Genomic DNA, 24043 nt, shown 5'->3' on the forward strand with positions numbered 1-24043 from the left:
CGGCCTTCGGATGGGGGCGATTCGCAGACCCGGACGTCGACGCGAAACGGGTGCTGGGCGAGGCAGTCGATGTTGTGCGCGACGCTCTGGACGGGCAGGCGCTCGAGCTGGAGACTCGCCTCGAACACGGCTCCGCTGCCCGGGTCCTCACCCATCTCGAGGTGAAGCCGGCCATGATCGTCCTCGGATCGAAGGGACTCGGCGAATTCACCGGCGGTCTGATGGGGTCGGTCGGCAGCGCTGTTCTGACGCACGCCAAATGCCCTGTAGCAGTGATCAAGAAGGGCGGGGTCGTCGACGGACCGATCATCGTCGGCGTGGATTGCACCGCCAGTAGCCAACCCGCCATCGGATTCGCTGTGCGAGAAGCATCGCTGCGGGGCGTCGACCTCGTCGCCGTACACGCATGGAGCGATCTGGAGCTCGGCAGTGTGTTGACCCGTGACGACGACGGTCCGTGGGAAAATTCCGATTTTGCCGAGCGAACATCGTTGGCCGAGAGCCTGGCCGGATGGTCGGCCGACTACCCGGACGTGGTGATTCGCCGAGTGGTGGTTCAGGACAGGCCGGTACGAGAACTGCGCCACGCATCCGAGACGGCCCAACTGGTCGTCGTGGGCAGCCGGGGCCGAGGCGGTTTCGCATCGATGCTTCTGGGGTCCACCGCACGCGCGGTCGTCCACTCGGTCGACGTACCCGTCGTTGTCGTTCCCACCGAACGATGAGCGCTCCGTCGATCGACACCGGTTACAGCTCCGAGGAACTGGACGCAGACCTTCGGTACTGGGCGGCCGCGAACTACCTGACCGTGGCGCAGATCTACCTGCAGGGCAACGTATTGCTGCGTCACCCCCTCGAAGTGGAGCACATCAAACCACGACTGCTCGGGCACTGGGGTACCAGTCCCGGGCTGTCGATGATCTACACGCTGCTCAATCGCCTGATCTGTCGAACCCATTCCGATTGGCTGTACGTCACCGGTCCGGGCCACGGCGGTCCGGCTCTCGTTGCGAACACTTACCTCGAGGGCACTTACAGCGAGATCTATCCGGACATCTCGCTCGACGACGACGGCGTCCTGCGCCTGTGCCGCCAATTCTCCACTCCCGGAGGTATTCCGAGCCACGTGAGTGTTCAGACGCCCGGCAGCATCCACGAGGGCGGCGAACTCGGCTACGCACTGATCCACGCCGCGGGTGAGGCATTCGACAACCCCGACCTGGTGGTCGCCTGCGTCGTCGGCGATGGTGAGGCCGAAACCGGTCCCCTCTCGGGTTCGTGGAAGATTCCGGCCTTCCTCAATCCGATCCGCGACGGTGCGGTGCTGCCCATCCTGCATCTCAACGACGCCAAGATCTCCGGCCCGACGGTACTCGGCCGCAGCACCGATCAGTCGATCGCCGACTACCTGGGAGGCCAGGGTTGGGCACCGATCTTCGTCGAGGGCGACGATCCACGAGAGGTGTTCCCGGCCTTGGAATCCGCTCTCACCCGCGCCCACGACGCGATCCGGAATATTCAACACGCGGCCCGCAGCAACGAATCGCACCACGGCATCGAGTGGCCTGCCATCGTCCTGCGTACCCCCAAGGGCTGGACCGGACCGCACGAGGTCGACGGCAGGTTGATCGAGGGAACGCATTGGGCACACCAGGTTCCGCTCTCCGGTGTCCGCGAGAATCCGGCGCATCTGGCCCAGCTCGAGCAGTGGCTGCTTTCCTACGATCCACGGTCACTGTTCGACGATGACGGCGCCCCGGCGGCCTCCATCCGCGAGCTCACTCCATCGGGAGACGAACGACTCGGTGCCACCCCGTACGCCAATGGCGGCGTTCTGTTGCAGCCCTTGGTCATTCGCGATCTCGAGAACTACGCGCTCACCGTCGAGTCACCGGGGCACAGCTCGCACGAGACGACCACCGTACTCGGGGAGATGATGCGCGATATCTATCTCGACAATTCGACGCCGCACGGCGGCGGAAACTTTCGTCTGTTCTGCCCCGACGAGACGGCCAGCAACCGACTTCAGGCCGTCTTCGAGGCCACCGATCGATGCTGGCAGCTGCCGACCACAGAATTCGACGACAACCTGGCCGCCGACGGACGCGTCATGGAAGTGCTCAGTGAGCACCTCTGCGAGGGCTGGCTCGAGGCGTACCTGCTGTCCGGTCGGCACGGGCTGTTCGCCAGCTACGAGGCCTTCGCCATGGTGAGTGTGTCGATGCTGATCCAGCACACCAAGTGGCTGCAGCACGCGGGCACACTCGCCTGGCGAGCACCCGTTGCCTCACTGAACGTACTGCTGACCAGTACCTGTTGGCGTAACGATCACAACGGATTCAGCCATCAGGGTCCCGGGCTCATCGACGCGGTGATCCCATTGGCTCCCGATGTGGTGCGCGTCTGGCTCCCGCCGGACTCGAACACCCTCCTCGCCGTCGCGGATCACTGCTTCCGCAGCCGCGGACACGTCAATGTGCTGGTGGTCGACAAGCAAAGCCATCCCCAGTATCTGACGCTGGCTCAGGCCCGCGAACACGCCGCCGCGGGTGCATCGAGATGGGGATGGGCCGGCACCGAGAACACCGATGTGCCAGGCAGTCCCGAGATCGTACTGGCCTGTGCCGGCGACGTGCCGACCGAAGAAACTCTGGCTGCCGCCGATCTGCTGCGTACCTGGACACCCGGGCTGCAGGTTCGCGTCGTCAACGTCATCGATCTGATGGCGCTGCTGCCCGTCGTCGATCATCCGCACGGATTCACGGACGAGCAGTTCGTCGATTTGTTCACCGATGCAGTCGATGTGGTCTTCGCGTTCCACGGCTACCCGCGAGCGGTGCACCAGCTATTGCACGGACGCCCGAACGCTCAGCGATTCCACGTTCGTGGATTCATCGAACAGGGCACCACCACAACGCCGTTCGACATGGTGGTGCTGAACAAGATCAGTCGCTATCACCTGGCCGTGGAGGCTCTGGATCGCGCGGCCGACGCACCCGAGGGCGAGGAGCAACTCCGGCAGTTCTGCCACGACCAATTGATCCGGCACGACGCCTACATCCGCGAACATTTCGAGGATCTCCCCGAGATTCGCGGATGGAGGTGGTCGTGACCGATCGGTAGCTATCCGCGCGCGATGATCAGCGGGCAGTCGACGCGGTGGGACAGCGACCTGACGGTGGAGCCCAGCAGGCGTCCGCTGAGTCGTCCGCGTCGACCGCTGCCGATCACGACGGCCTGTGCCCGCTGGGAGAGTTCGAGAAGATTCTCGACCACGTTCCCGTGCAGCACTGTTCGCGTCACCGCCACCTGCGGATATTGTTCACCCCAGCCCGCGAGAGACTGCTCCAGAACGCTCTGCCCGGTCGAATCGTCCGGCGCGACGTGTGCGGCCACCAGACCGGTTCCGTGAAGCGCGGCTTCCTCGAACGCCAACTGCATCGACCTCTCGTTGCCGGTCGATGCGTCGACCCCCACGACCACCGTGTCGCGTGCCGATTCGATCGAGACGTTTCGCGGCACGATGACCACCGGACAATGCGCCTGCCCGGAGACCGCTGTACTCACCGAGCCGAGCAGTTCGGCAAAATACTCTCCGTTGCCGCGGGTGCCCACCACGATCAACGACGCGTCGGAGGACTGATCGATCATCGCTTGGATCGGCGGCCCCACGAGGGCATCGACGCTGATGGACAATGCGTCAGGTTCGAGCACCGAACGACGGGCGACGAGCGAGGCCCCGGCGAGAATCGTGTCTGCCGCAGCGCGCTCCTGGGTACCGATGTGCACTGGCAGCGTCACGAAGCTGGTGTAGAGCTCCTTGACCTGGTACGCGGACACCAGCCTCAACGTGGCGCCGCGGAGCTCTGCCGCTCGTGCAGCCCAACCGACCGCGTCGAGTGACGAACTGGAGCCGTCGACGCCGACGACGATTGCAGACGAACCGTCGGTACTCATGCGTGCGGGACGACGAGTACGGGGCACTCGGAGTGCCGAAGAAGCGCAATCAATGTCGGTCCCGGCACTCGATCACGCTCGTGGCCGACCACCATCAGCTGGGCAGTGTCGGAGACCGCGACCAGTTCCGATCCCGCGTCCGCCTCGGCGTAGACCGATGCCACCCGGATGTTCGGGTAATTCGCTCCGAAGGGTTCCAACCGAACGTCCATGGCCGATTCGGGGTGTAGTCCATCCGGCGGGCCGCTGAGAGCTGACGCGAGAATCGAGGAGACGGCCTGGGCGTGTACGGCCAGCACGCTGGCCCCTCTCATTGCCGCCTCCTGAAATGCCTGGGCCACGACGACGTCTTTAGCCGACACCTCGGCATCCCCGAGTGCGGCAACCACCGCGCCTCCTCGCTGGGAGTCGAAGGTTCGGACAAGGGCCACGGGGTGAGCCGAGGACTCCACGACGGTGTGAACCACCGATCCGAGAACCCATGCAGCAAGTGAGTTCTCGGTAGTGATGCCCAACACTGTCAGGCACGCCGATGCCGCCTCGGACAGCATCACTTTCGCCGGGTCACCCTGCAGAACAATCGCTTCCACGATTACGGTGGGATCGCTCGTCTTGGCCATCACCGCCGCCTGGTCCAACACCGTGCGGGCGTAATCACCGTCCACGTCGGGCGCGCCGTATACGGTTTCATGCTGCAGGTGGGGTTCGATCACGTGCACCAGCCGCAATGATGTTTCACGTCCCCGTGCCTCGCGTACGGCGAAGCGAACCGCATCGAGTGCCGCAGTCGATCCGTCTATTCCGACCACAACGGGTCCGGTGGTGTGTGAGCTGTTCATCGGGTTCCTCTCGATGGTGCGACGGAGCTGCGAGCAGTAGGCGAGATTCGCCGACGGCCTGCACTGTCATCGAGAACGCTACGAGCGCATCCTGGCTCGGCGCAGCGGTCGGAGGTCACCGAAACAGGTGACCAACGGCTACACCCGTCAGGGCAGTGGCACCGACCAGGTCACCTCCGTACCGCTGCCGGAGGATCCCGGAGCGATCGTCAGCGATCCACCGCATTCGACGGCGCGGGCACCGAGGTTGGACAGTCCACTCGACGTGGTGTCCTCGGGCATCCCGATTCCGTTGTCCGACACCACGATATCGAGGTCGTCACCGACCGACAGGGTGACGGTCACCGTGTCGCCCTGCGCGTGGTGCACCACGTTGCTGACCGTCTCGCGCACTACGGCAACAGCATGATCGGCGAGCTTGGTATCGATGACCGACAGCGGCCCGAACATGCGCACGACGGCACGAATGGGAACGTTCTCGGTCAATTCCAGTACCGCGCCGTTGATGCGTTGACGCAATCGTGTGGCCGAGTGCGATGTGCTCTGCAGGTCGAAGATCGTGGTCCGAATGTCCTGAACCGTGTCCTGCAGGTCGTCGATCGTTCGAGACAGGCGCTGCCGAAGGTCGGGAGACTCGGTGCGCTGCAAGGTGCTCTGCAAAGCCAGGCCGGCGGCGAAGATTCGTTGAATGACATGATCGTGCAGATCGCGGGCGATGCGGTCCCGGTCGGACAGCACCTCGAGTTCCTGCACCCGGCGGGTGGAGTCGGCGATCTGCAAAACCAGAGCAGCTTGATTTGCGAAGCTCGAGACGAGTTCGAGCTGGGAGTCGTCGAACGGCTCACGACTGTCCTTGCGCAGTACCACTATGACACCGCTGACGCCCTCGGCGACGCGAAACGGTGCAATCAGCGCGGGCCCGAATCCGCTGCCCAATTCCTTTACCCCGTATTCGAGTCGTTCCTTCCTCAGCGCCGTTCGGTTGTGAAACGCCATCCCCGTACTCGACCCAGCGATCGGGATGACTGTCCCCACCATCCGGTTGGCCCCGACGCCCTCACTGACTGTGACGACGAGTTGTGTCACATCCTCGAAGGGCTGATCGGCGTCCTCGGGAACTGCGATGAATGCGGCGTCGGAACCGGTCAGGTGCAGTGCCTTTCGCGACACCATCTGCATTACGTCGTCGATGTCCGTTCCGGCGAGGAGTTCGGTTCCGATGTCGCGCGTCGCTTCCATCCATGCCTGGCGTACACGTGAGTCCTCGTACAGTCGCGAATTCTCGATGGCGATTCCGGCCGCGGACGCCAGCGCCTTCGTCACGACCTCGTCGTCCTCGGTGAACTGCGTGCCGTCCTTCTTTTCGGTGAGATAGAGGTTCCCGAAGATCTCGTCGCGAACCCGAATCGGCACGCCGAGGAAGGTTTTCATCGGTGGATGGTTCGGCGGAAATCCTACCGACTCCGAGTGTGCCGTCAGGTCTTCCAGGCGTAGTACTTCCGGCTGGTCGATCAGCAGTCCCAGTACCCCGCGACCGGTGGGCAGCGCGCCGATGGCGACGCGGGTGTCCTCGTCCATGCCGTAGTTGATGAACGCACTCAGACCGTGACCGTCGCCCCGTACCCCGAGAGCGCCGTATCGAGCGTCAACGAGCTTGGCGGCCGATTCCACGATCGACCGCAGCGTCACGTCCAGATCGAGGCCGGAGGTGATCACGAGCATGGCGTCGAGCAGTCCGTCGGCCTGGACCCTGGCATCGGAGATCCTTCCGATGCGGTCCTGAACCTCGGCCAGCAACTCGGCGAGTCGTAATTGCGGCAGTGACGATGCGGTATCGGGGTGTGCCTCATCCATCGCGCGACCCCGAGTGTGGCCCGGTCGCCGGTGCAGTGTCGGCGAGTTTCGACGCATACACCGCAGCTTGCGTGCGACGTTCCATCCCGAGCTTGGCGAGCAGCCGGGACACGTAGTTCTTCACGGTCTTTTCCGCCAAGAACATTCGGGCAGCGATCTGCCTGTTGGTGAGACCCTCACCCAGCAGATCCAGCAGCGTGCGCTCCTGACTGGTCAGGTGATCGATCGGTCCGGGGGTCGCTGTTCCGGCTCGCAGTTTGTCCATCAGCGCCGCGGCAGCGCGATTGTCGAGCAGCGATCTGCCGGACCCCACCTCCTTGATCGCGCGGGTGAGCTCCATGCCGGTGATGTCCTTGACGATGTAGCCGCTCGCGCCCGCGAGGATCGCGTCGAGCATGGCCTGGTCCTCGGTGAACGAGGTCAGCATCATGGTCTTGAGGTCGGGCAGGCGATCGAGAAGTTCACGGCACAGTTCGATGCCGTTGCCGTCCGGCAATCGTACATCGAGTACCGCGACGTCCGGTTGCAGTGCCGGGATTCGGGCCAGCGCATGCGCACAGCTGCCCGCTTCTCCGATGACCTCGAGATCAGGATCGGAGTCGATGAGGTCGATCAGACCACGACGCACGATCTCGTGATCGTCCACCAAGAACACCGTGACCACGGCGACACCCCTCACCTGCGTCCACGCTGGGCGCCTCTACTTCCGAGCCTACGGGTCGCAGGCGCGGGCAACCTGACCTTTTGTCACCGAAACCGGAGACGAAAGTCCTCTGTTCCGGTGTTGTTCGCCTGCCGCGCCCGACCCGGTGGGTGGGCTCTGATGTAACTCGAACACCCGACCGAGGAGGTCACCCGATGAGATCACTGCCGACCGTCGTCGGAGTCGATGGATCAGCTGCAGCGTTGGACGCCGTGCGCTGGGCAACACTCGACGCGCGATTACACCGGTCCGATGTGGTTGTCGTCTCGGCAATTTCGCTGCCGAGAGCCTTGACAGGCGTGGGTATTCTGCCCGAACCCGTTGTACAGCAATCGAGATCGGAGATCGACAGAATTCTGGACGAGGCCCGTGCACTGGCGGCTCGCGACAACGCGAGGATGGGTGAGATCACCATCGACACCGTGTCGTCAGAAAATTCGGCAGTCGCCACGCTGCTCGAGCTGTCGGACACCTCGCGCATGATCGTCATCGCAACCCGGGGGCTGGGCGGCACCGAGCAACGATCGCTCGGGTCCATCGGCTTCGCCGTCACCACCCATGCCCGATGCCCGGTCACGGTGGTGCGCGGCTGGACAGGAGAGAGTCTCGATCACGAGTCCCGTCCGGTGGTCGTAGGAGTGGACGGAACGAAGGCGAGCGCGGCGGCGGTCGAACTGGCCTTCGACGAGGCCTATGTGCGCTCGGCCCCACTGACTGCGGTGCACTCGTGGTCCGATGCGGATCTGTCGGTGGGGGTCCCGATCAGAGGGCTCGAATGGCCGGCGAACCGGCCCGCTGCTGCAGATCAGTTGGCGCGAATGCTCCAACCGAATGTTCGACGGTATCCCACGGTGTCGGTGCGCCCGGTGGTGGTCAAGGACCGACCGGTACAAGCGCTCCTCGATCATGCGCAGGGCGCTCAGCTGGCGGTGATCGGTAGTCACGGACGCGGTGGATTCGCCGGAATGATGCTCGGTTCGACCAGCCGATCGGTGCTGGCACGCGCATCATGTCCGGTCACCGTCGTCCCGACGGCCGGCCGCCGTCTCGTGCGGACCACCGGGACATCGAACCCGGACGTCGCGTGATCCGACTCGAGTACGAGCTGCCGTTCGCCGACGTGCCAGGGCACTAATGCTCTACATCGACGGCACTGGGCGCTGCACGCTGTGTCCATGAGCGAACTCAGCGATGAAAAGTGGCCGATGAGGGCGCTCATCGCGGTGATCGTCATTCATGTACTTTCGCAGGCAGCATTCTCATCGCGGGTGTTCATTCGACCAGCACCACACACGCACCGAGGTAGATCGTGCCTGACGCGGTTAACTTTGACGGCAGTGTCTCGCTGATCCGGCCACGCCGGCAGGAAGGAGCGATCGCAATGGCACCGCGCTCGGGTTCTGCTGCCACTGCGCCGATGGGCTTGTGGGGCGCTGTCGCGATCGGCGTCGGCGGCATGGTGGGCGGCGGGATCTTCGCAGTACTGGGGCTGTCGGTCCAGATAACCAAGGGCGCAGCACCACTGGCGTTTCTGCTGGCCGGCTTGGTGGCGATGCTGACGGCGCGGTCCTACGCGCGACTGTCGACGGCCTATCCGAGCCGCGGCGGAACCGTCGCATTCGTCAACCATGCATTCGGCAGCGGCCTGTTCTCCGGCGGCATCAACGTCCTACTGTGGCTCAGCTACATCGTCATGCTCGCTCTCTACTCACAGGCCTTCGGCGGTTATGCGGCCAGTTTCCTTCCGCCCGCGTATCACGGACTGGGCAAGCACCTGTTTCTCACCGTCGTGCTCTTCGCGATCACAGCTGTCAACGTCGCGGGCACGAGCACCGTTGCACGCACCGAGCGGTTCGTCGTCGCAATCAAGGTCGTGATTCTCATCTTCTTCGTCGCAGTCGGTGTATTCGGGGTATCGACCACCAGACTGGCACCGGCGCAGTGGAGTTCACCAGTATCGATTGTTGCGGGTGGAATGATCATCTTCTTGGCGTACGAGGGCTTCGAGCTCATCGCCAACGCCGCCGAAGACGTTGCACACCCCGAGCGAACCTTGACCCGGGCCTACTACATCTCGGTGTTGTTCGTGATCGTCCTGTACATCGCCGTTGCCGTTGTCGCAGTCGGATCCCTCCCCATTGGGCAACTTGTGAACGCGCAAGACTACGCATTGGCCGAGGCCGCCCGACCAGCTCTGGGGTCCGCGGGATTTACGCTGATTGCGGTTGCGGCGATGTTGTCGACCGCGTCCGCGATCAACGCCACACTGTATGGATCGGCACGGATGACCTACGTCATCGCGACGTCCGGGGAACTCCCCGCACGATTGGAGCGGCCGATCTGGAACCGACCGATCCTAGGGCTGCTGATCACCGGTGGATCGACCGTCGTCATCGCAAATGTTCTCGATCTCCACAGTATCTCCACCATGGGAAGCGCCGGATTTCTGATCGTGTTCGCAGTGGTGAACACTGCCGAAGCACGGACCGCGCGCAGTCGCGGCGATGCGCGACCGTGGATCTCGATGGTTGCCGCGTTGGCGTGCGTCGGTGCGCTGGTCGCTCTTGTCGCGACGAGCAGCCTGGGGCAATGCCTGGTTCTGCTGAGCATGGTGCTGTTGGCATTCGGAGTGGAACTCGTTTTTCGCGTGGCGAAGCTCAGGATGCCCCGGGTTTGACCCGAGTGGAGTTGTTCCAGTGCGGGTGTTGCCATTTATCGGCACACGCAGCATCACTGAAGAGAATCTAGTAACGCCCGCGGCCCGAGCTGATGTCCTCGGTTCGCCGGTCTGCGATGATGGTCCCCGAGATTCCTGCGAGCACGTTCTGCGCATCGTCGAGTGAGCCGATCATCGCCGGATACCCTGAGGCAGAGGAGAATGCGCAACACGCTTCGATCTTCGGTGCCATCGAACCCTCGGCGAAATCGGTCGTGATCAACTCGTCGACATAGACGTTGTGCAGCGGGATTTCCTGCGCTGTCCCGAAGTGGTCGACGACAGCCGGAACATCCGTCAGAATCAGCAGACGGCGTGCCCCGCAGTCGAGGGCCATGATTGCCGCTGTCCAGTCCTTGTCGATCACTGCTTCGATTCCGTTGAGCTCACCACTCGCCGCCTCGACGACGGGCACTCCACCGCCGCCTCCGCACACCACCACGGACCCGGCCTCGAGCAACGTGTTGATCGAGTATTTCTCTATCATGCGAACCGGTTTCGGAGACGGTACCGTTCGACGCCACCCCGATCCGTCGACTGCGACCGACCAACCGTGCTGGTCTACTACGGCCTCTGCCTGTGCGCGGGTGTACATGGGTCCGACGAACTTCGTCGGCACAGCGAACGCCGGATCGTCCGGATCCACGCATACCTGAGTCGTGAGGTTGACGATCGGCTTGACCACTCCGGCGTTGCGTAGCGCCTGCGACAGCCAGTATCCGATCATTCCCTGGGTCTGAGCCACGAGTGCATCGAGCGGATACGGTCGAGTCAGCGACGTGTCGGCAGTGCTTTCCCGCGCGAGCAACCCCACCTGCGGTCCGTTCCCGTGGCAGACGATCACCTCGTGATCGGCAATGATCGGTGCGAGAGCGATTGCTGCAGAGCGGATATGGTCGAGTTGAGCTGCCGCGTCGGGCCGCTCACCGCGGCGAAGAAGGGCATTGCCACCCACGGCAACAACGATGCGCATCTCAGTTGCCCAGTGCTTCGACGAGCACAGCGCGGATGGTGTGCAAGCGATTCTCCGCCTGCTCGAACACCAGCGACTGCGGCGACTCGAACACGTCGTCGGTCACTTCTGCACCGTCCAGACCGAACCGATCGAACACACTCTGCCCCAGCGCGGTACTTCGATCGTGAACCGAGGGGAGGCAGTGCATGAAGCGCGATTCGGGCTTCCCGGTGAGCTTCATCGTCTGTTCGGTGACGCGATAGGGCAACAACAGCTCCACCCGTGACGACCACTGCTCGTCGGATTCTCCCATGCTCACCCACATATCCGTGTAGACGAAATCTGCATCGTCGACACCATCGGAGATGTTGTCGGTGATCAGGATTCGGGCTCTGCTGTCGACGGCGAGCGTTTCGGCGATGTCGACGACGTCCGCCGGCGGCCACAGCTCACGCGGTGCGACGATCCGCACGTTCATTCCGAGCAGCGCTCCGGTGACCAGAAGAGACCGGGCGACGTTGTTCCGGCCGTCCCCGACGAAGCTGTACACGATCTCCTCGACGGGCCCATCGTGATTGTCGATCATGGTCATGATGTCGGCGAGCATCTGAGTGGGATGCCATTGGTCGGTCAAGCCGTTCCACACCGGCACGCCGGCATTTTCGGCGAGCTCCTCGACGGAGCTCTGCGAAAAGCCGCGGAACTCGATACCGTCGAACATCCGCCCCAGCACCCGGGCGGTGTCGCGAATCGATTCCTCTTTGCCGAGGTGAGACCCGCTCGGGCCCAGATAGGTGACGTGGGCACCTTCGCGGTGTGCTGCAACTTCGAAGGCGCATCGTGTTCTGGTGGAGCTCTTCTCGAAGACGAGCGCGATGTTCTTACCGGCGAGCCGCTCTCGCGAGTCGTCGTCGTAATGCGCCTGCGCGAGCAGACGCGCGTCCTCGACCAGAGAGAGGAACTGCGCCTTGGTCAGGTCGATCTCCTTGAGCAAGGACCCTCGAGCGCATGCCATCAGATGCCATCGCGTTCGATGGGGCAGGTCATGCAACGCGCACCGCCGCGGCCTCGGCCGAGTTCGTTGCCCGCGATTCCGATGACGTCGATCCCGTTGTCGCGCAACATGGTGTTGGTGATCGTGTTGCGCTCGTAACCGACGACGATGCCGGGTGAGACGGCGAGGAAATTGTTGGCGTCGTCCCACTGCTCACGCTCTGCGGCTCGCGGACTCTCGTCGGCCGACAGGACAGTCAGCTTGTCCAGGTCGAGCAGTTCCGTGATCACCCTGAACAGATTCTCGCGTTGCTGAACGTGCAGTCCACCGGTGTCGTGCTCGATCACCTCTTCCGGGTCCCTCGCCGTGATCACCCACGGTCGCAGTGATGCCGGATCGAGGTACGGATAGCGGATGAAGGTGCCGTGATCGAGCATCGTCAGCACGGTGTCGAGGTGCATGAACGCGTGCGACTTGGGGAGCTGGACTGCGATGACCGAGGACGCCTGTCCGGTACGGAACAATTCCCTTGCCACGATTTCCACACCCATGGGCGTGGTCCGCTCGCCCATCCCGATCAGTACGACCCCGTGTCCGAGGACGTGGATATCGCCGCCTTCGAGAGTGGCCGGCTGATGCGAGTCGTCGTCGTCCCCGTAGTAGATCGGAAAGGTTTCCGCAGTGAAGAGCGGGTGAAACTTGTATACCGCTCGCGCATGCAAGGATTCGCGTTGACGGGCCGGCTTTGCCATGGGGTTGATGGTGACTCCGCCGTAGATCCACGCCGAATTATCCCGGGGGAAAAGGGCATTGGGCAGCGGAGGCAGCACGAACTGGTCGAGCCCCAGGGTGTCGAAGCGCAGGCTACCGACACGCAGGGGCGAGAGGTCTGCCCTGGTGACCCCTCCGACCAACAGCGAGGCGAGCGTCGCCGCGTCGCTCTGCTCGGCCAGCCTTCGCAGGGGTCCGGCAAGGGTGGGGCCGACCGACTCGTCGGTGCAAGTGCGATCGAGGACGAACGCGCGCGCTTCCTCGTTACCGAGGGTCTCGGTCAGCAGAGTGTCGAAATGGTGCACTCGTACACCGTGTGCACGAAGCGTCGCGGTGAATGCGTCGTGCTCCTGGTGCGCCTTCTCGGCCCACAGCACATCGTCGAAGAGCAACTCGTCGCAGTTACCCGGGGTGAGACGAGACAGTTCGAGGCCGGGTCGGTGGACGATGGCCTGGCGCAGATGACCGACTTCGGATCGAACTCCGAGCGAACGACTCACGGCGGTCTCCTTCTGATCGATGTGTGATGACGCGAACGAGATTGCGAAACTTCGGTGCCAGGCAATCCTCGTTCGATGGGCCGGACGCGAACAGGGCACAACGTCCCTACACCGGACGCGGAGGTCCCTGCCCGGCAACGACCTCGCCGACCGATTTCGACGTGACGGTGCTGCGCTCGGTGTGGCGGCGACGAATCGAACGCACGCCTTCGTCGATTCCCCAGATGATGAACGGGAAGGGCACGAGGACGACGAGTTGAGCGGGACCGAGCGCTGCAGTTCCGAAGATGTACTGCAGCGGCGGAGCGTAGATCACCGCAGCAGTGAAGGCGAGCTCGAACGCGATGCCCCACAGCAGTGGCCTGTTGCTCAGTAGCCCGATCGACCGTAGCGACGCACGACCGGTGCGTGCCGCGAAGGCAACGCCGATCTGACAGGCGACAATTCCCGCAAACGTCATGGTTGTGGCCTGCATGTATGCGTGATGCAAGGGGTCTCCGACACCGGTCGGATCTCCGAAAGTCCACCCCGCGCGGTGCAACGTGAACGCAAACCCCATCATCACCAGTACCGCAGAAGGTGCTCCGAGGATCAGCCACGCGCGAAAGAGTAGGGCACGATCGATGATGGGCGAGGTCTGTCGCCGTGGACGACGATCCATCAGTCCCGGTTCGGCGGGTTCGCGACCCAGCGCCAGTGCTGGCAGGGTCTCGGTGCCGAGATCGATCGCGAGGATCTGCAGCACGGTCAGCGGAAGCGGAATCGCACCACCCGATACCGCGAACACCAGGAACGGCACCACTTCGGGCACGGCGTGCGCGAAGATGTAGAGGACAAATTTTCGAACGTTGTCGTAGACCTGACGCCCTGCGCTGACCGCAGTGACGATGGTGGCGAAGTTGTCATCGGTGAGCACCACGGTCGCCGCCTCGCGGGCCACATCGGTTCCCGAGCGCCCCATGGCTATTCCGATGTCGGCGTGACGCAACGCCGGTGCGTCGTTGACGCCGTCACCGGTCATCGCCACGATCTCACCGGCCGACCGAAGTGCCTGTGCAATGCGCAATTTGGCCTCGGGAGATGATCTGGCAAAGACGATCTCGTCGTCCCCGGACAGAATGGCCGTCAGTTCACGGTCGGTCGCGTTGTCCAGCGCACCGCCGTCGACGATCCTGCCTGCAGCAGTACCGATACCGACCTGACGGGCAATGGTCGACGCCGTCAAACCGTTGTCACCGGTGACCACATGGATGCGGATTCCTGCGCGGTGCGCATCACGAACGGCATCCGCGACGCCATCGCGCACCGGGTCAGCCATGGCAACGAGCCCGACGATGCCCAGTCCGGTTTCGGCGTCCTCGCGTCGCGTCGGCACCTCCTGACCCGTCTCGATTGCCCGCTCGGCGACGGCGAGGACACGCAGACCCTGGCGGGCATAACGATCGAGCGAATCGGAGAATGCCTGTCGCAGAAAGTCATCGAGAGGAACCGGAACACCGTCACCACCGCCGAGGTGCGTGCACAATGGCAGCACGGTCTCGAGCGCGCCCTTGGTATGAATCACCGGGCCGTCAGGACCGGTGTCGACGGTCGTCATCCTCTTCAGGTGTGAGTCGAAGCCGAACGCTTCGATCCGATTCGCGGCGCGCTGATCCGGGGACACATCGACTCCGAGGACCGCCGCGAGATTCAGCAGAGCGATCTCGGTGGGATCACCCAGCGGCGATGCCCTGACTCCGGTTGCACGTTCGGCGGTGGTACATGCCGCTCCGGATGTCACCAGCATTACTGCGCCCGCATTTCGCTGTGCAACATTTGGATTCACTGGACCACTCGGCAACCAGAGCTGGGTGACCTGCATTCTGTTCTCGGTGAGAGTTCCGGTCTTGTCGGTGCAGATCACGGTCACCGACCCCAACGTCTCGACGGCCGACAGACGTTTGACCACGGCACCCCTGGCCGCGAGCTGCCTGACACCGGCAGCCAGTGCGAGCGTGATCGTGGGCAGCAGGCCTTCGGGCACGTTCGCGACGATCAAACCGATCGAGAAACTGATGGCCGCTGCCCAACCCAGCCCAGCGACCAACCCGATCGGCAGAAACGCAGCACCCACCGCCACCGCTACGACGGCGATGATCAAGGTCGCGTGTGTGACCTGGCGTTCGAGGGGACTCTTGCCGGTGGAGGGCCGTTGCGACAAGGACGCGATGCGACCGAGTTCGGTGTGCATGCCGGTGCGCGTAGCCACCACGCGCGCGTCTCCCCCGACGCAGGTGGTGCCACTGAATACCAGATCGGAGGCCTCGAGTCGCGGCACTCCCACGTCGCCGGCATCGGTGGATCTCTGGACCGGCATGGACTCGCCCGTCAACGCGGACAGGTCCACGGTCAATTCCCCATCGATGATTCTTCCGTCGGCGCTGATCTTGTCGCCTTCCGACACGACCAGCAGGTCACCGGGCACCACCTGGGCGGCAGCGATCTCCCACTGGACACCTCCCCGAATTACTCGGGCGGCGGCGGGTAAGAACTTCGACAGTGCCTCCACAGCCTTCTCGGCCTGCATCTCCTGCACGAAAGCGAAAGCCGCATTCAGCACGATCACTGCGACGACGGCGTAGGAGAGCGCGTGTGTTCCGCCGATCCACGCCAATACCGCAGCCAACGCCAATAGCACCGCGAGCGGTTGGGTGAACTGAGTCAGTAGCTCTTTCGGCCATCGACGCTCATGACTCCTGGTGAGTACGTTGGGTCCGTAGGTCGACAATCGACGCACACCTTCGGCGTCGTCGAGCCCCTGTTCACCGGTCCTGAGGTCCCTGAAAAGCTCCGCGACAGATCTGTTCGCGTCGTCGTCCGGCGCCTCTTCTGTGTGATGACGGTCGAGCCGGACGGAGTTCATCGCGCGACCGGTAGCTCGCCGTACTCCTTACGGCCCACCTTCAGCCAGATGTACACCGGCACTCCCAGCAGGAGGCAGAACACCCCGTAGTAGACGGCCTGATATCCACTGCCTGCCAGCGCCCAGAAAGAGAAGACCAATGCCACAGCAGAAACGCCACAGTCACGCACGAGATGGGGCCATACGGTGGCCCGTCCTCGGGTCAGCAGCCAGTAGAGCTGCGCCGCGGCGCTGAACAGGTACGGAACGACGGCGGTGAACACCGACAGCAGCACCAAGGTGGTGAACACCTTCTCGAAGCTGGTGTAACTGACGACGGTCAAGGCCGAGGCAAGCACGGTTGCACTGATGATGCCGAATACCGGAATCCCCCTGCGCGTCTTGCCGAACACCGTGGGAAACAATCGGTCTTTCGCAGCGGCCATGGGCATTTCGCCGACGATCAGGGTCCAGCCGATCAAAGCGCCGAGCCCGGAGACCACGGCCGCGATCGCTACCGTGTTGCCGGCCCAGTTGCCGCCGAAGATGGCATTGGCCGAGTCCGTGAACGGCGCGGTCGACAGTTGCAGGGTCGCGTTGGGGACGGTCCCGAACACGGTCACCGTGCCGAGGATGTAGACCACCGCACAGCCCAGGGTACCGAGAACCGTTGCGCGTGCGACGTTTCGCTCCGGATCTCGCACTCTTCCGGCCACCACCGAGGCGGTCTCGATACCGAGATAGCTGAACAACGCGATGGCGGAGGCCGCCGAGATGGCCCCGGCCACCGATGTTCCGCTGGCATTGAACGCGCCGAAGTTCGCCGACTTCACGAACAGCAGGCCGACGGTGGCCATGAACAGTAGCGGGACGAATTTCATTATGGTGGAGACGATCTGGGTGATCGCCATGTTCCGTATCCCAGACAGGTTGACCACAGCCGGAATCCACAGGCCCGCCAGCGCAATGGCAATCGACCAGAGCTTCGCGTGGTCGGTGTTGACGAAGACTTCGACGTAACCGACCCAGGCCACGACAATTGCAGCATTACCCGCCCAGGCAGTGATCCAATACGACCACGCATTCAGAAATCCACCGAAGTCACCGAATGCATCGCGTGCGTACACGTAGGGCCCTCCGGAGCCCGGTACCCGCTTGGACAACGCGCCGAACGTCAAAGCCAAGCCGATCGCGCCGATGGTGACGAACACGAAGGCCACCAGGCTGATCGGACCGTAGACCGCGAGCGCGGAGGGCAGCGCGAATACACCCGTTCCGATGACCGAACCGATGACGAGTGCGGTTGCCGTCGGAAGTCCGAACCGTCGATCGTCCGAGCCGGTCGAGGCCTTCGAAGGTCCGGCGCTCGGGGGTGCGTTCATGTCGGTGGTCATTGGATATCCTCGAACTCCGAGGACAGAGCTGCGCCGCCCTCGGACTCCCATCGATTCCCCGACACGATCGGATCGGTGAACGGCGGAACGTCGGTCAAGGTCAACCCCAACAACTGCTCCACCGTCTCGGCATTTCCACGCTCACCGGCACTGTGCAGAACTACCTGCGCCGCAGGCTCACTCATCATCGGCGGGACCACGACGAGCACCACACGGTCACCATCGACGGTGAGCGCACCCAACGTGTGTGGTGGCTGGTACCGATACCCGTCCAAGTGAGTAGTCCGCCCGGCCACGGCGATGCGCCTGGGCGCAGTCCGCCATTCGTCGAGGCAGTACAGGACTCGATCGATCGGGCCGAGGCGTTGCGTCAACGCTTCGATGAGCTCGGGGCCCTCGTAGTCGAGGTCGTCACTGAACGACAGCCACGCACCGTCGACCTCCCCGACGGGCCTGACCCCGGAGATCGGCGGCGTCAGTGTCAGACGCCGATCGAGATCGGAGGGCAAGGAACGGCTTACCTGATCGGCTGCAGTCTGAGTGCTGTTCGGCATGACAGTCCTTCGGTTCGGGAAATTCAGCGTCCAGTCGCACGCTATCGACCTGCGGATTCTGGACGGAAGGGTCCGAGGTACCCGATCGGTAGGGACTGTCGGCAGACAACACCCGGCCGGTGATCAGGACCATCGTGGTGACCACCTTCGGCGACCTACATGGGTCCTAAGTCCCTGTTTCCGGGGCGTGCCACCGGGGAGAGTCATCGTCAGTGATGTTCACGTGCAACCACCGACAGGATCACCCGCATGACGCTTTCCCTCACAGTCGCTTTCGCTGTAGCAGTGCTGTCGTGCGCCGTGATGCGGTCCCGTGTTCCAACTCCAGCATGGGCGAGAGCGCGCACCATCGCCGGTCCCGACACGTTGGAGGAGTTGTTCGCCGCTCGTTACGCACGCGGCGATATCGACCGAGCCCAGTACACCCGGTCCGTGGATCTACTTGCCGCACAGCTGCATTTTTCGACCGCCCCTGCCATCTCGAGGAAGAAGAACCCATCATGCGCATCCTGATCGCGACGGCAAGCCGACATGGTTCCACCCGTGAGATCGGGCAATGGCTGGGTTCAGAGATCTCCGCGAGGCTGGCGGACACCGCCTCGTCGGACACCGCCTCACCGGACACGGTCGACGTCCGTGACGCCGCCGATGTGGACAACATCGCCGAGTACGACGCTGTCGTCATCGGAAGTGCCGTGTACATGGGCCGCTGGCTCGGTGACGCCCGGTCACTGGTCGACCGTGAGCAGTCCGAACTCGAGACTCGGCCGGTGTGGTTGTTCTCCAGCGGACCGATCGGCGGCAGCACTCCATCGGCGACGAAGTCGAAATGGAGCGAGGCATCCTGGGCTGTAGAGCACAAGGTGTTCGGCGGCAAGCTCGATCGGTCGACGTTGTCGTTGTTCGAGCGAGCGGTGGTGCGGATGATCAACGCCGGCGACGGGGACGACAGATCACGCGCCGAGGTCGACGAATGGGCCGGTGCCATCTGCGGCAACCTCGCTGCCTCCGCATCCGGCCTCCGGTAATGGCTATGACCGACAATTCCTCTGTTCCTCAACCTCTCTGGAAGTAATCATGAACATTGCTATGACAGTCCTCGTGGCCATCGTCGTCGTCGTCGTGCTCGTACTCGTCGCATCGATTCGTGTTGTCAAGCAGTACGAGCAAGGCGTCCTGTTCCGACTCGGACGCGTTGTCGGAGTGCGAGACCCGGGACTACACCTACTCATCCCGATGGTCGACGTGCTACACCGAGTATCACTGCGCATCATCACCAAACCCATTCAGTCTCAGGGGATCATCACCCGGGACAACGTCAGCATCGATGTGTCGGCCGTCGCCTATTTCCGGGTGATCGACGCGACGAAGTCGGTCGTAGCCATCGAGGACTTCTACGCGGCCATCGACCAGATCGCGCAGACCACGTTGCGCAAGGTCGTCGGACAACACACATTGGACGAAACACTTTCCGAGACCGACCGAATCAATCTCGACATCCGCGAGATCCTCGACGTCTCGACGGTCGATTGGGGCGTCGAAGTCACTCTGGTCGAGCTCAAGGACATTCAGCTTCCCGACAGCATGAAGCGGGCCATGGCTCGTCAGGCAGAAGCCGAACGCGAAAAGCGGGCCAAGATCATCAACGCTCAAGGTGAGTCTCTGGCCGCAGCCGCATTGGGAGATGCATCGGACATCATGATGGCGCACCCGCTCGCGCTCCAGCTGCGGAACCTGCAGAGCCTCGTGGAGATCGGCGTCGACAAGAACACCACCGTCGTCTTTCCCGCGCCCCTGATGAGCACGATCGGCGAACTCGGAACGTTCCTTTCTCGGGAAGCTGCCGCGGCGCAACCACTGATACCGGACACCTTCGCGGCGCCATTGGTGCCCGATTCGGTCCGACCCAGCTCTGCGGTCTGACCCAAACACAACGACAAGCGAATGGAAACGGAAGATCATGACCAATGACACAGCAGCTGCGAAGCGAATCGTGGTGGGAGTGGACGGCTCCCCGTGCTCGATTCTTGCGCTGCAGCGCGCACGCCCCATCGCCGATGCCTCACAGTGGGAAATCGACGCGGTGGCCGCGTGGCAGTACCCGTCGTACCTCGGAGCCGGCATAGTCGGTGAGCTGCACCCCGATGACGACGCCAGAAAGTTCCTGCACGACGCCGTCGAGGCAGCGTTCGGAAGCGATCGACCGGAAGGTCTCGAAGAGATTGTGACACATGGATATCCGTCGCAGGTTCTGATCGAGGCCAGCGCCGAGGCCGAGATGCTCGTCGTCGGCAGCCGAGGCCATGGAGGATTCGTCGGTTTGTTGTTGGGATCGGTCAGTGGCCAATGCGCCGAGCACGCGCAGTGCCCGGTTCTCGTCGTTCATTCCGGGGATCATCATTAGCGGGCCCGCGGGGCCCACACCGTCGCACATCGCCACGGTGGCCGTGGCCTCGGCTCTGATCCGGGTGCGGGAACTGGACCGATCGATCGACTTCTACTGCTCGGTATTCGAGTTCACCGTTTCGATCCGAGAGCAGGATGCAGCATTGTTGTTGGCCCGAAACGGCTTTCAGATATATCTCCACGCAGACCCCCTCTCGGTGGAGCGACCGATCACAGCTCTGGGAGTCAGTGAAATCATGTGGTCTGCCCAACGTGCTCAGTCGCTGAACGAGATCGGCGTTCGACTGCGCAAGCACTACCCGGCCACCTACATCCACACAGCCGACGAGATCAGCTATGTGGATGGGTGCGACCCGGACGGAAACAGGGTCCTGGTGGCGTATCCCAGCCCATTGCAGTTGCCGCGCAGCGTCATTGCGCATCGTTTCCGCTGAGTCACGATATCTGGACGTCCGTCACGGCCCCTGCGGTGGAAACCAGCCACGAGCATCCCGCAGGGTGCGACGGGCGACTTCGGCTGTCGGTGTTCCCGATTGTGCTGCCAACCTGTGCAACTCGGCACGGCCTTCTGTGGCGCTGCGCCCACCCGCGATGAGCACTCCGATCGCCTGATTGACCTCGCTCACAGCGGCGAGGGCGTGACTGCCGTACACGGGCAATCCTGCCTCACCGTCGATGCGCAGGTGTCTGTCGAGGACTGCTGCATCACCGTCGAGCCCGAGCGAATAGCTCACGTCGGCCGCGAAGTCCACGAGAGCGCCTGCAGTGCCGGACAGAATGAGCAGATACTTCTCGCTGCCGGTGCTGCGCGGGTCGGCGAGGGTGAGCCTGAGCGACGATGCCGGCAACCGGTCGGCACTGCCACCCGTCGACGCAGAGACCTCGAAATATTCGCCGTCGACAATGACGGTGAGAGAGATCGAGACCACGGCCGAGACGGCGGCGTCGATGTCGGCGGACAGCCTGTCGACCAGTTGTGCGAGGTCGACGGTGGAGCTGTCCAGTGCTGTGGTCAAACGCGCCAGATCGGCGAGCAGACGTGGCTGTAGTTTCATCGAGAATCCCGAGCGGCCCGACCGCCTGTTCGGTACTTGCGTAAATCCTGCCACGGTGGGATTCCACCGTCCGGTGCAGGTGCGAGGCCAGCGTCGGACTCCGCGGCTCGGATGCACCCGCATGTACGACGCTACGCGCTTGTGTACCGTTTATGTGCGTCGGCGACGTGAGCGTGCTGCCTTCATCGCGTCGGCGACCATGGATTGCGCAATCACGGCAATCTTCTTGTGCTCGGCGTGACTGATAGAGCGAAGCTTGTCGTATCCCTCGGCGTCGCTGCAGCCGGTTCTACTGATCAGTATTCCGATGGCCTGATCGATCACTGCTCGACTGCCCAGTGCTTTCTCCAGCTGCTCGGTGAGTTTCACCGCGCTGTCCAGCGCTCGCGCATTCTGCACCGAGATCGCCGCGGGAACCGCGAAGAGCTCGCCGAGCTCGGCCGCTCGATCGTCGAAGGCATCGGGTCGATGTGCGTAGACGTTCATCGCGCCCAGCACTGTCGACTTCGTCATCAACGGCAGCGACAGCACACTGTGCACACCGAGCCGGCCCACCCGCGGTCCGAAGTCGGGCCACTGGGGATCGACGTCCAGAGAACCCGACCGTACGGTGATCCCCTCTGCGGCCGCGGTGATGCACGGGCCCTGACCCAATCCGTACTGGATATCGTCGACCACACCGACGAAGTCGGCGCTGGCGACGATCGTCGCGGGCAGGTCAGGATGCAACAGCGTCAACCCGGCACCGTCGGCACCCGGGATGGCCCGCACCGCGAATTCTGCTACATGAGCAAGAGTTTCCTTCAGCGACATGGTGCTCATCGCCAAACGACCGAGCCCGGTGAGGCTGGCCCGGAAGTCGTCGTCGAGTTCGTCGTTGCCGGGTTGATCCGAGCCGGCGAGACCTGCGACCGGGCTCGCCCGATCGGGGTCACCGGTGTGCCCTGCATTCATGCCTGCTCGATTCGTTGTGGGCACACGCGCTGGTAGAGCGCGTGCCCACGACGAACCCTACGGTGTTTCGAGCCGCCTGGGTACATCCACCGGTGATGCAGTCCGGATCGACCCTCAGGCGGGAGCGTCGATGGGGACGGTGTTGATCAGTTTCTTGTTGACGAATTCCTGAATTCCGGCCGAGGACAACTCGTGGCCGTATCCGGACTTCTTGACCCCACCGAACGGCAGATCGGCCCGCGTCCACGTGGGATGGTTGACGAACACCATTCCGGTGTCGATCTTTTGCGCGAGCGCTTCACCACGTGCGATGTCGGTGGTGAAGATCGATCCGCCGAGTCCGTAACTGGAGTCGTTGGCGATCCGAACGGCATTGTCGGCATCGGCAGCTCGGAAGACCAACGCGACCGGCCCGAAGAATTCCATGTCGTACACCGGATTGTCGGCCGATATCTGGGTGATCACCGTGGGTTGCACGAACGCTCCCGAGGACGGGACTGTCGGACCTACCTCGGTGACGATCGCGCCGTGTTCCCGTGCCGTTTTGACCTGTGCCCGTAGACCGTCTGCGGCCGCCTGCGAGGACATCGGCGGCAACGTGGTGGTGACCAGCAGTGGATCGCCGGCTTCCAGTCCGGCCATCGCGTCGAGGAACTTCGCGGTGAATTCGTCGGCGATGCTCTCTTCTACGATGATGCGCTTGGATGCCACGCAGCACTGGCCGCCGTTGTTCATCCGGCCCCACAGCGCCCAGGCGACAGTCTTGTCCATGTCGGCATCGGCCAGGACGATCAATGCATCGGTACCGCCGAGTTCCATGGTCGACTTCTTCAGATTCTTCCCCGCCCGCGCCGCGACGATGGCACCGGCCTGCTCGCTTCCGGTGAGCGCAACCCCGCGGATGCGCGGATCGTCGATCATCGAGGAGAGCTGTTCCTTGGTTGCATAGATGTTGGAGTACAACCCCTTCGGTGCACCGGCGTCGAGGAAGAGCTTCTCGAACGCGGCTGCCGACTGGGGCACGATGGAGGCGTGTTTGACGATGACGACGTTGCCTGCCATCAGGTTCGGTCCGGCGACGCGGGCCAGTTGGTAGTAAGGAAAGTTCCACGGCTGAATCCCCAGCAGAATTCCCAACGGCTCACTGTGCACCACGGCGTGGCCGGCTTCTCCCGACTTCGCCGGCAATACCTGCGGGGCGAGGAAGGCCTCGGCGTTGTCTGCGTAGTACTCGAGGATCGACGCGGACAGCTCTACCTCGCCCACACTTTCGGCGTAGAGCTTCCCCATCTCGAGAGTGAGCAGTCGGGCGTACTCGGCTGCGTTGTCGCGCAGCAGAACCGCGGCACGGTGCATGATTTTGGCTCGATCGCCGAAGGAGGTGTCCTTCCACGAGAGGAACGTGGATTGTGCGTTCACCACCACGTTGTCCAACTCGTGGTCGGTGATGTCGCGGAAGGTGGCCACCGTCTGATTGGTGAACGGATTGGTCGAGGCGTAGGACATGGAG

The 24043-nt window shown here is 63.3% G+C and carries 22 protein-coding genes; 9 read left to right on the plus strand and 13 right to left on the minus strand.

Annotated elements, in window-relative coordinates:
- Nucleotides 1-74: 74 nt before the first annotated feature.
- Both RHODMAR_RS28835 and RHODMAR_RS00850 read left to right on the plus strand, forming a co-directional pair.
- Nucleotides 75-725 carry a universal stress protein gene (locus RHODMAR_RS28835; protein ID WP_269744579.1) on the plus strand — a complete coding sequence of 217 codons (651 nt, stop codon included), beginning with the start codon at nt 75-77 and terminating at the stop codon, nt 723-725.
- The gene (locus RHODMAR_RS00850; protein WP_008710214.1) at nt 722-3112 is read left to right on the plus strand and encodes a phosphoketolase family protein; all 2391 of its coding nucleotides are present in this window, start codon (nt 722-724) and stop codon (nt 3110-3112) included. Before RHODMAR_RS28835 ends, RHODMAR_RS00850 begins: the two co-directional genes overlap by 4 nt.
- Before the next feature lie 11 nt (nt 3113-3123).
- On the opposite strand, the gene RHODMAR_RS00855 is transcribed toward RHODMAR_RS00850, so the two are convergent.
- The 4 genes from RHODMAR_RS00855 to RHODMAR_RS00870 all read right to left on the minus strand — a co-directional run bounded on the left by RHODMAR_RS00855 (nt 3124) and on the right by RHODMAR_RS00870 (nt 7314).
- Nucleotides 3124-3957 (minus strand): universal stress protein, encoded by an 834-nt coding sequence (locus tag RHODMAR_RS00855; protein WP_008710215.1) that lies wholly within the window; start codon nt 3955-3957, stop codon nt 3124-3126.
- Nucleotides 3954-4796, minus strand: coding sequence for a universal stress protein (locus tag RHODMAR_RS00860; RefSeq protein WP_008710216.1), 843 nt, complete (start codon nt 4794-4796; stop codon nt 3954-3956). The genes RHODMAR_RS00855 and RHODMAR_RS00860 overlap by 4 nt, the downstream gene beginning before the upstream one ends.
- A gap of 147 nt (nt 4797-4943) precedes the next feature.
- Nucleotides 4944-6650: a sensor histidine kinase gene (locus RHODMAR_RS00865; RefSeq protein ID WP_008710217.1), complete on the minus strand. Its 1707-nt coding sequence runs from the start codon at nt 6648-6650 to the stop codon at nt 4944-4946.
- Nucleotides 6643-7314 carry a response regulator gene (locus tag RHODMAR_RS00870; RefSeq protein WP_008710218.1) on the minus strand — a complete coding sequence of 224 codons (672 nt, stop codon included), beginning with the start codon at nt 7312-7314 and terminating at the stop codon, nt 6643-6645. The genes RHODMAR_RS00865 and RHODMAR_RS00870 overlap by 8 nt, the downstream gene beginning before the upstream one ends.
- A 194-nt stretch (nt 7315-7508) precedes the next feature.
- On the opposite strand from RHODMAR_RS00870, the gene RHODMAR_RS00875 reads away from it, so the two are divergent.
- Together RHODMAR_RS00875 and RHODMAR_RS00880 are read left to right on the plus strand one after the other, a co-directional pair.
- The gene (locus RHODMAR_RS00875) at nt 7509-8441 is read left to right on the plus strand and encodes a universal stress protein (RefSeq protein ID WP_008710220.1); all 933 of its coding nucleotides are present in this window, start codon (nt 7509-7511) and stop codon (nt 8439-8441) included.
- Nucleotides 8442-8734: 293 nt separating this feature from the next.
- A complete protein-coding gene (locus RHODMAR_RS00880) occupies nt 8735-10030 on the plus strand; it encodes an APC family permease (RefSeq protein WP_008710221.1) in 1296 nt (431 codons plus the stop codon).
- A 67-nt stretch (nt 10031-10097) separates the two neighbouring features.
- On the opposite strand, the gene RHODMAR_RS00885 is transcribed toward RHODMAR_RS00880, so the two are convergent.
- The 6 genes from RHODMAR_RS00885 to RHODMAR_RS00910 all read right to left on the minus strand — a co-directional run bounded on the left by RHODMAR_RS00885 (nt 10098) and on the right by RHODMAR_RS00910 (nt 18118).
- Nucleotides 10098-11042: a carbamate kinase gene (locus tag RHODMAR_RS00885; protein WP_008710224.1), complete on the minus strand. Its 945-nt coding sequence runs from the start codon at nt 11040-11042 to the stop codon at nt 10098-10100.
- Nucleotide 11043: 1 nt separating this feature from the next.
- A complete protein-coding gene (gene argF, locus RHODMAR_RS00890) occupies nt 11044-12039 on the minus strand; it encodes an ornithine carbamoyltransferase (RefSeq protein WP_042937402.1) in 996 nt (331 codons plus the stop codon).
- Nucleotides 12039-13289, minus strand: coding sequence for an arginine deiminase (locus tag RHODMAR_RS00895; RefSeq protein WP_008710227.1), 1251 nt, complete (start codon nt 13287-13289; stop codon nt 12039-12041). Before RHODMAR_RS00895 ends, argF begins: the two co-directional genes overlap by 1 nt.
- Before the next feature lie 106 nt (nt 13290-13395).
- The gene (locus tag RHODMAR_RS00900; protein ID WP_008710228.1) at nt 13396-16191 is read right to left on the minus strand and encodes a cation-translocating P-type ATPase; all 2796 of its coding nucleotides are present in this window, start codon (nt 16189-16191) and stop codon (nt 13396-13398) included.
- Entirely contained in the window at nt 16188-17564 is a 1377-nt protein-coding gene (locus RHODMAR_RS00905; RefSeq protein WP_008710229.1) for an amino acid permease, read from the minus strand. Before RHODMAR_RS00905 ends, RHODMAR_RS00900 begins: the two co-directional genes overlap by 4 nt.
- Entirely contained in the window at nt 17561-18118 is a 558-nt protein-coding gene (locus tag RHODMAR_RS00910) for a DUF5994 family protein (RefSeq protein ID WP_008710230.1), read from the minus strand. Before RHODMAR_RS00910 ends, RHODMAR_RS00905 begins: the two co-directional genes overlap by 4 nt.
- A 249-nt stretch (nt 18119-18367) precedes the next feature.
- Between RHODMAR_RS00910 and RHODMAR_RS00915 the strand changes: the two genes are divergently transcribed.
- Genes RHODMAR_RS00915 through RHODMAR_RS00935 form a run of 5 tightly spaced genes read left to right on the plus strand, consistent with a single transcriptional unit; the run spans nt 18368 to nt 20958 of the window.
- Nucleotides 18368-18631, plus strand: a complete 264-nt coding sequence (locus tag RHODMAR_RS00915) for a hypothetical protein (RefSeq protein ID WP_042937403.1) — start codon at nt 18368-18370, stop codon at nt 18629-18631.
- Nucleotides 18619-19146 carry a flavodoxin domain-containing protein gene (locus tag RHODMAR_RS00920; RefSeq protein ID WP_008710231.1) on the plus strand — a complete coding sequence of 176 codons (528 nt, stop codon included), beginning with the start codon at nt 18619-18621 and terminating at the stop codon, nt 19144-19146. The genes RHODMAR_RS00915 and RHODMAR_RS00920 overlap by 13 nt, the downstream gene beginning before the upstream one ends.
- Before the next feature lie 49 nt (nt 19147-19195).
- Nucleotides 19196-20041 (plus strand): slipin family protein, encoded by an 846-nt coding sequence (locus RHODMAR_RS00925; RefSeq protein WP_008710243.1) that lies wholly within the window; start codon nt 19196-19198, stop codon nt 20039-20041.
- Between the two features lie 37 nt (nt 20042-20078).
- A complete protein-coding gene (locus tag RHODMAR_RS00930) occupies nt 20079-20522 on the plus strand; it encodes a universal stress protein (RefSeq protein ID WP_008710245.1) in 444 nt (147 codons plus the stop codon).
- Between the two features lie 43 nt (nt 20523-20565).
- Entirely contained in the window at nt 20566-20958 is a 393-nt protein-coding gene (locus RHODMAR_RS00935; RefSeq protein WP_232433534.1) for a hypothetical protein, read from the plus strand.
- Between the two features lie 21 nt (nt 20959-20979).
- Here the strand turns inward: RHODMAR_RS00935 and RHODMAR_RS00940 are convergent, their stop codons facing one another.
- From RHODMAR_RS00940 to RHODMAR_RS00950, 3 genes are all read right to left on the minus strand, one after another.
- Entirely contained in the window at nt 20980-21579 is a 600-nt protein-coding gene (locus tag RHODMAR_RS00940; RefSeq protein WP_008710248.1) for a hypothetical protein, read from the minus strand.
- A gap of 150 nt (nt 21580-21729) precedes the next feature.
- Nucleotides 21730-22533 carry a GAF and ANTAR domain-containing protein gene (locus tag RHODMAR_RS00945; RefSeq protein ID WP_008710250.1) on the minus strand — a complete coding sequence of 268 codons (804 nt, stop codon included), beginning with the start codon at nt 22531-22533 and terminating at the stop codon, nt 21730-21732.
- A gap of 114 nt (nt 22534-22647) precedes the next feature.
- A complete protein-coding gene (locus RHODMAR_RS00950; protein ID WP_008710252.1) occupies nt 22648-24039 on the minus strand; it encodes an NAD-dependent succinate-semialdehyde dehydrogenase in 1392 nt (463 codons plus the stop codon).
- Between the last annotated feature and the right edge of the window lie 4 nt (nt 24040-24043).

Origin of the sequence: Rhodococcus sp. AW25M09, from assembly GCF_000333955.1 — a bacterium.
Lineage (GTDB): Bacteria > Actinomycetota > Actinomycetes > Mycobacteriales > Mycobacteriaceae > Rhodococcoides.

Coding starts and splice junctions, on each gene's coding strand:
- RHODMAR_RS00850 (WP_008710214.1), top strand. CDS start 722: ATGAGCGCTCCGTCGATCGACACCGGTTACAGCTCCGAGGAACTGGAC.
- RHODMAR_RS00855 (WP_008710215.1), bottom strand. CDS start 3,957: ATGAGTACCGACGGTTCGTCTGCAATCGTCGTCGGCGTCGACGGCTCC.
- RHODMAR_RS00860 (WP_008710216.1), bottom strand. CDS start 4,796: ATGAACAGCTCACACACCACCGGACCCGTTGTGGTCGGAATAGACGGA.
- RHODMAR_RS00865 (WP_008710217.1), bottom strand. CDS start 6,650: ATGGATGAGGCACACCCCGATACCGCATCGTCACTGCCGCAATTACGA.
- RHODMAR_RS00875 (WP_008710220.1), top strand. CDS start 7,509: ATGAGATCACTGCCGACCGTCGTCGGAGTCGATGGATCAGCTGCAGCG.
- RHODMAR_RS00880 (WP_008710221.1), top strand. CDS start 8,735: ATGGCACCGCGCTCGGGTTCTGCTGCCACTGCGCCGATGGGCTTGTGG.
- RHODMAR_RS00885 (WP_008710224.1), bottom strand. CDS start 11,042: ATGCGCATCGTTGTTGCCGTGGGTGGCAATGCCCTTCTTCGCCGCGGT.
- argF (WP_042937402.1), bottom strand. CDS start 12,039: ATGGCATGCGCTCGAGGGTCCTTGCTCAAGGAGATCGACCTGACCAAG.
- RHODMAR_RS00900 (WP_008710228.1), bottom strand. CDS start 16,191: ATGAACTCCGTCCGGCTCGACCGTCATCACACAGAAGAGGCGCCGGAC.
- RHODMAR_RS00905 (WP_008710229.1), bottom strand. CDS start 17,564: ATGACCACCGACATGAACGCACCCCCGAGCGCCGGACCTTCGAAGGCC.
- RHODMAR_RS00910 (WP_008710230.1), bottom strand. CDS start 18,118: ATGCCGAACAGCACTCAGACTGCAGCCGATCAGGTAAGCCGTTCCTTG.
- RHODMAR_RS00915 (WP_042937403.1), top strand. CDS start 18,368: ATGACGCTTTCCCTCACAGTCGCTTTCGCTGTAGCAGTGCTGTCGTGC.
- RHODMAR_RS00920 (WP_008710231.1), top strand. CDS start 18,619: ATGCGCATCCTGATCGCGACGGCAAGCCGACATGGTTCCACCCGTGAG.
- RHODMAR_RS00925 (WP_008710243.1), top strand. CDS start 19,196: ATGAACATTGCTATGACAGTCCTCGTGGCCATCGTCGTCGTCGTCGTG.
- RHODMAR_RS00930 (WP_008710245.1), top strand. CDS start 20,079: ATGACCAATGACACAGCAGCTGCGAAGCGAATCGTGGTGGGAGTGGAC.
- RHODMAR_RS00940 (WP_008710248.1), bottom strand. CDS start 21,579: ATGAAACTACAGCCACGTCTGCTCGCCGATCTGGCGCGTTTGACCACA.
- RHODMAR_RS00945 (WP_008710250.1), bottom strand. CDS start 22,533: ATGAATGCAGGGCACACCGGTGACCCCGATCGGGCGAGCCCGGTCGCA.
- RHODMAR_RS00950 (WP_008710252.1), bottom strand. CDS start 24,039: ATGTCCTACGCCTCGACCAATCCGTTCACCAATCAGACGGTGGCCACC.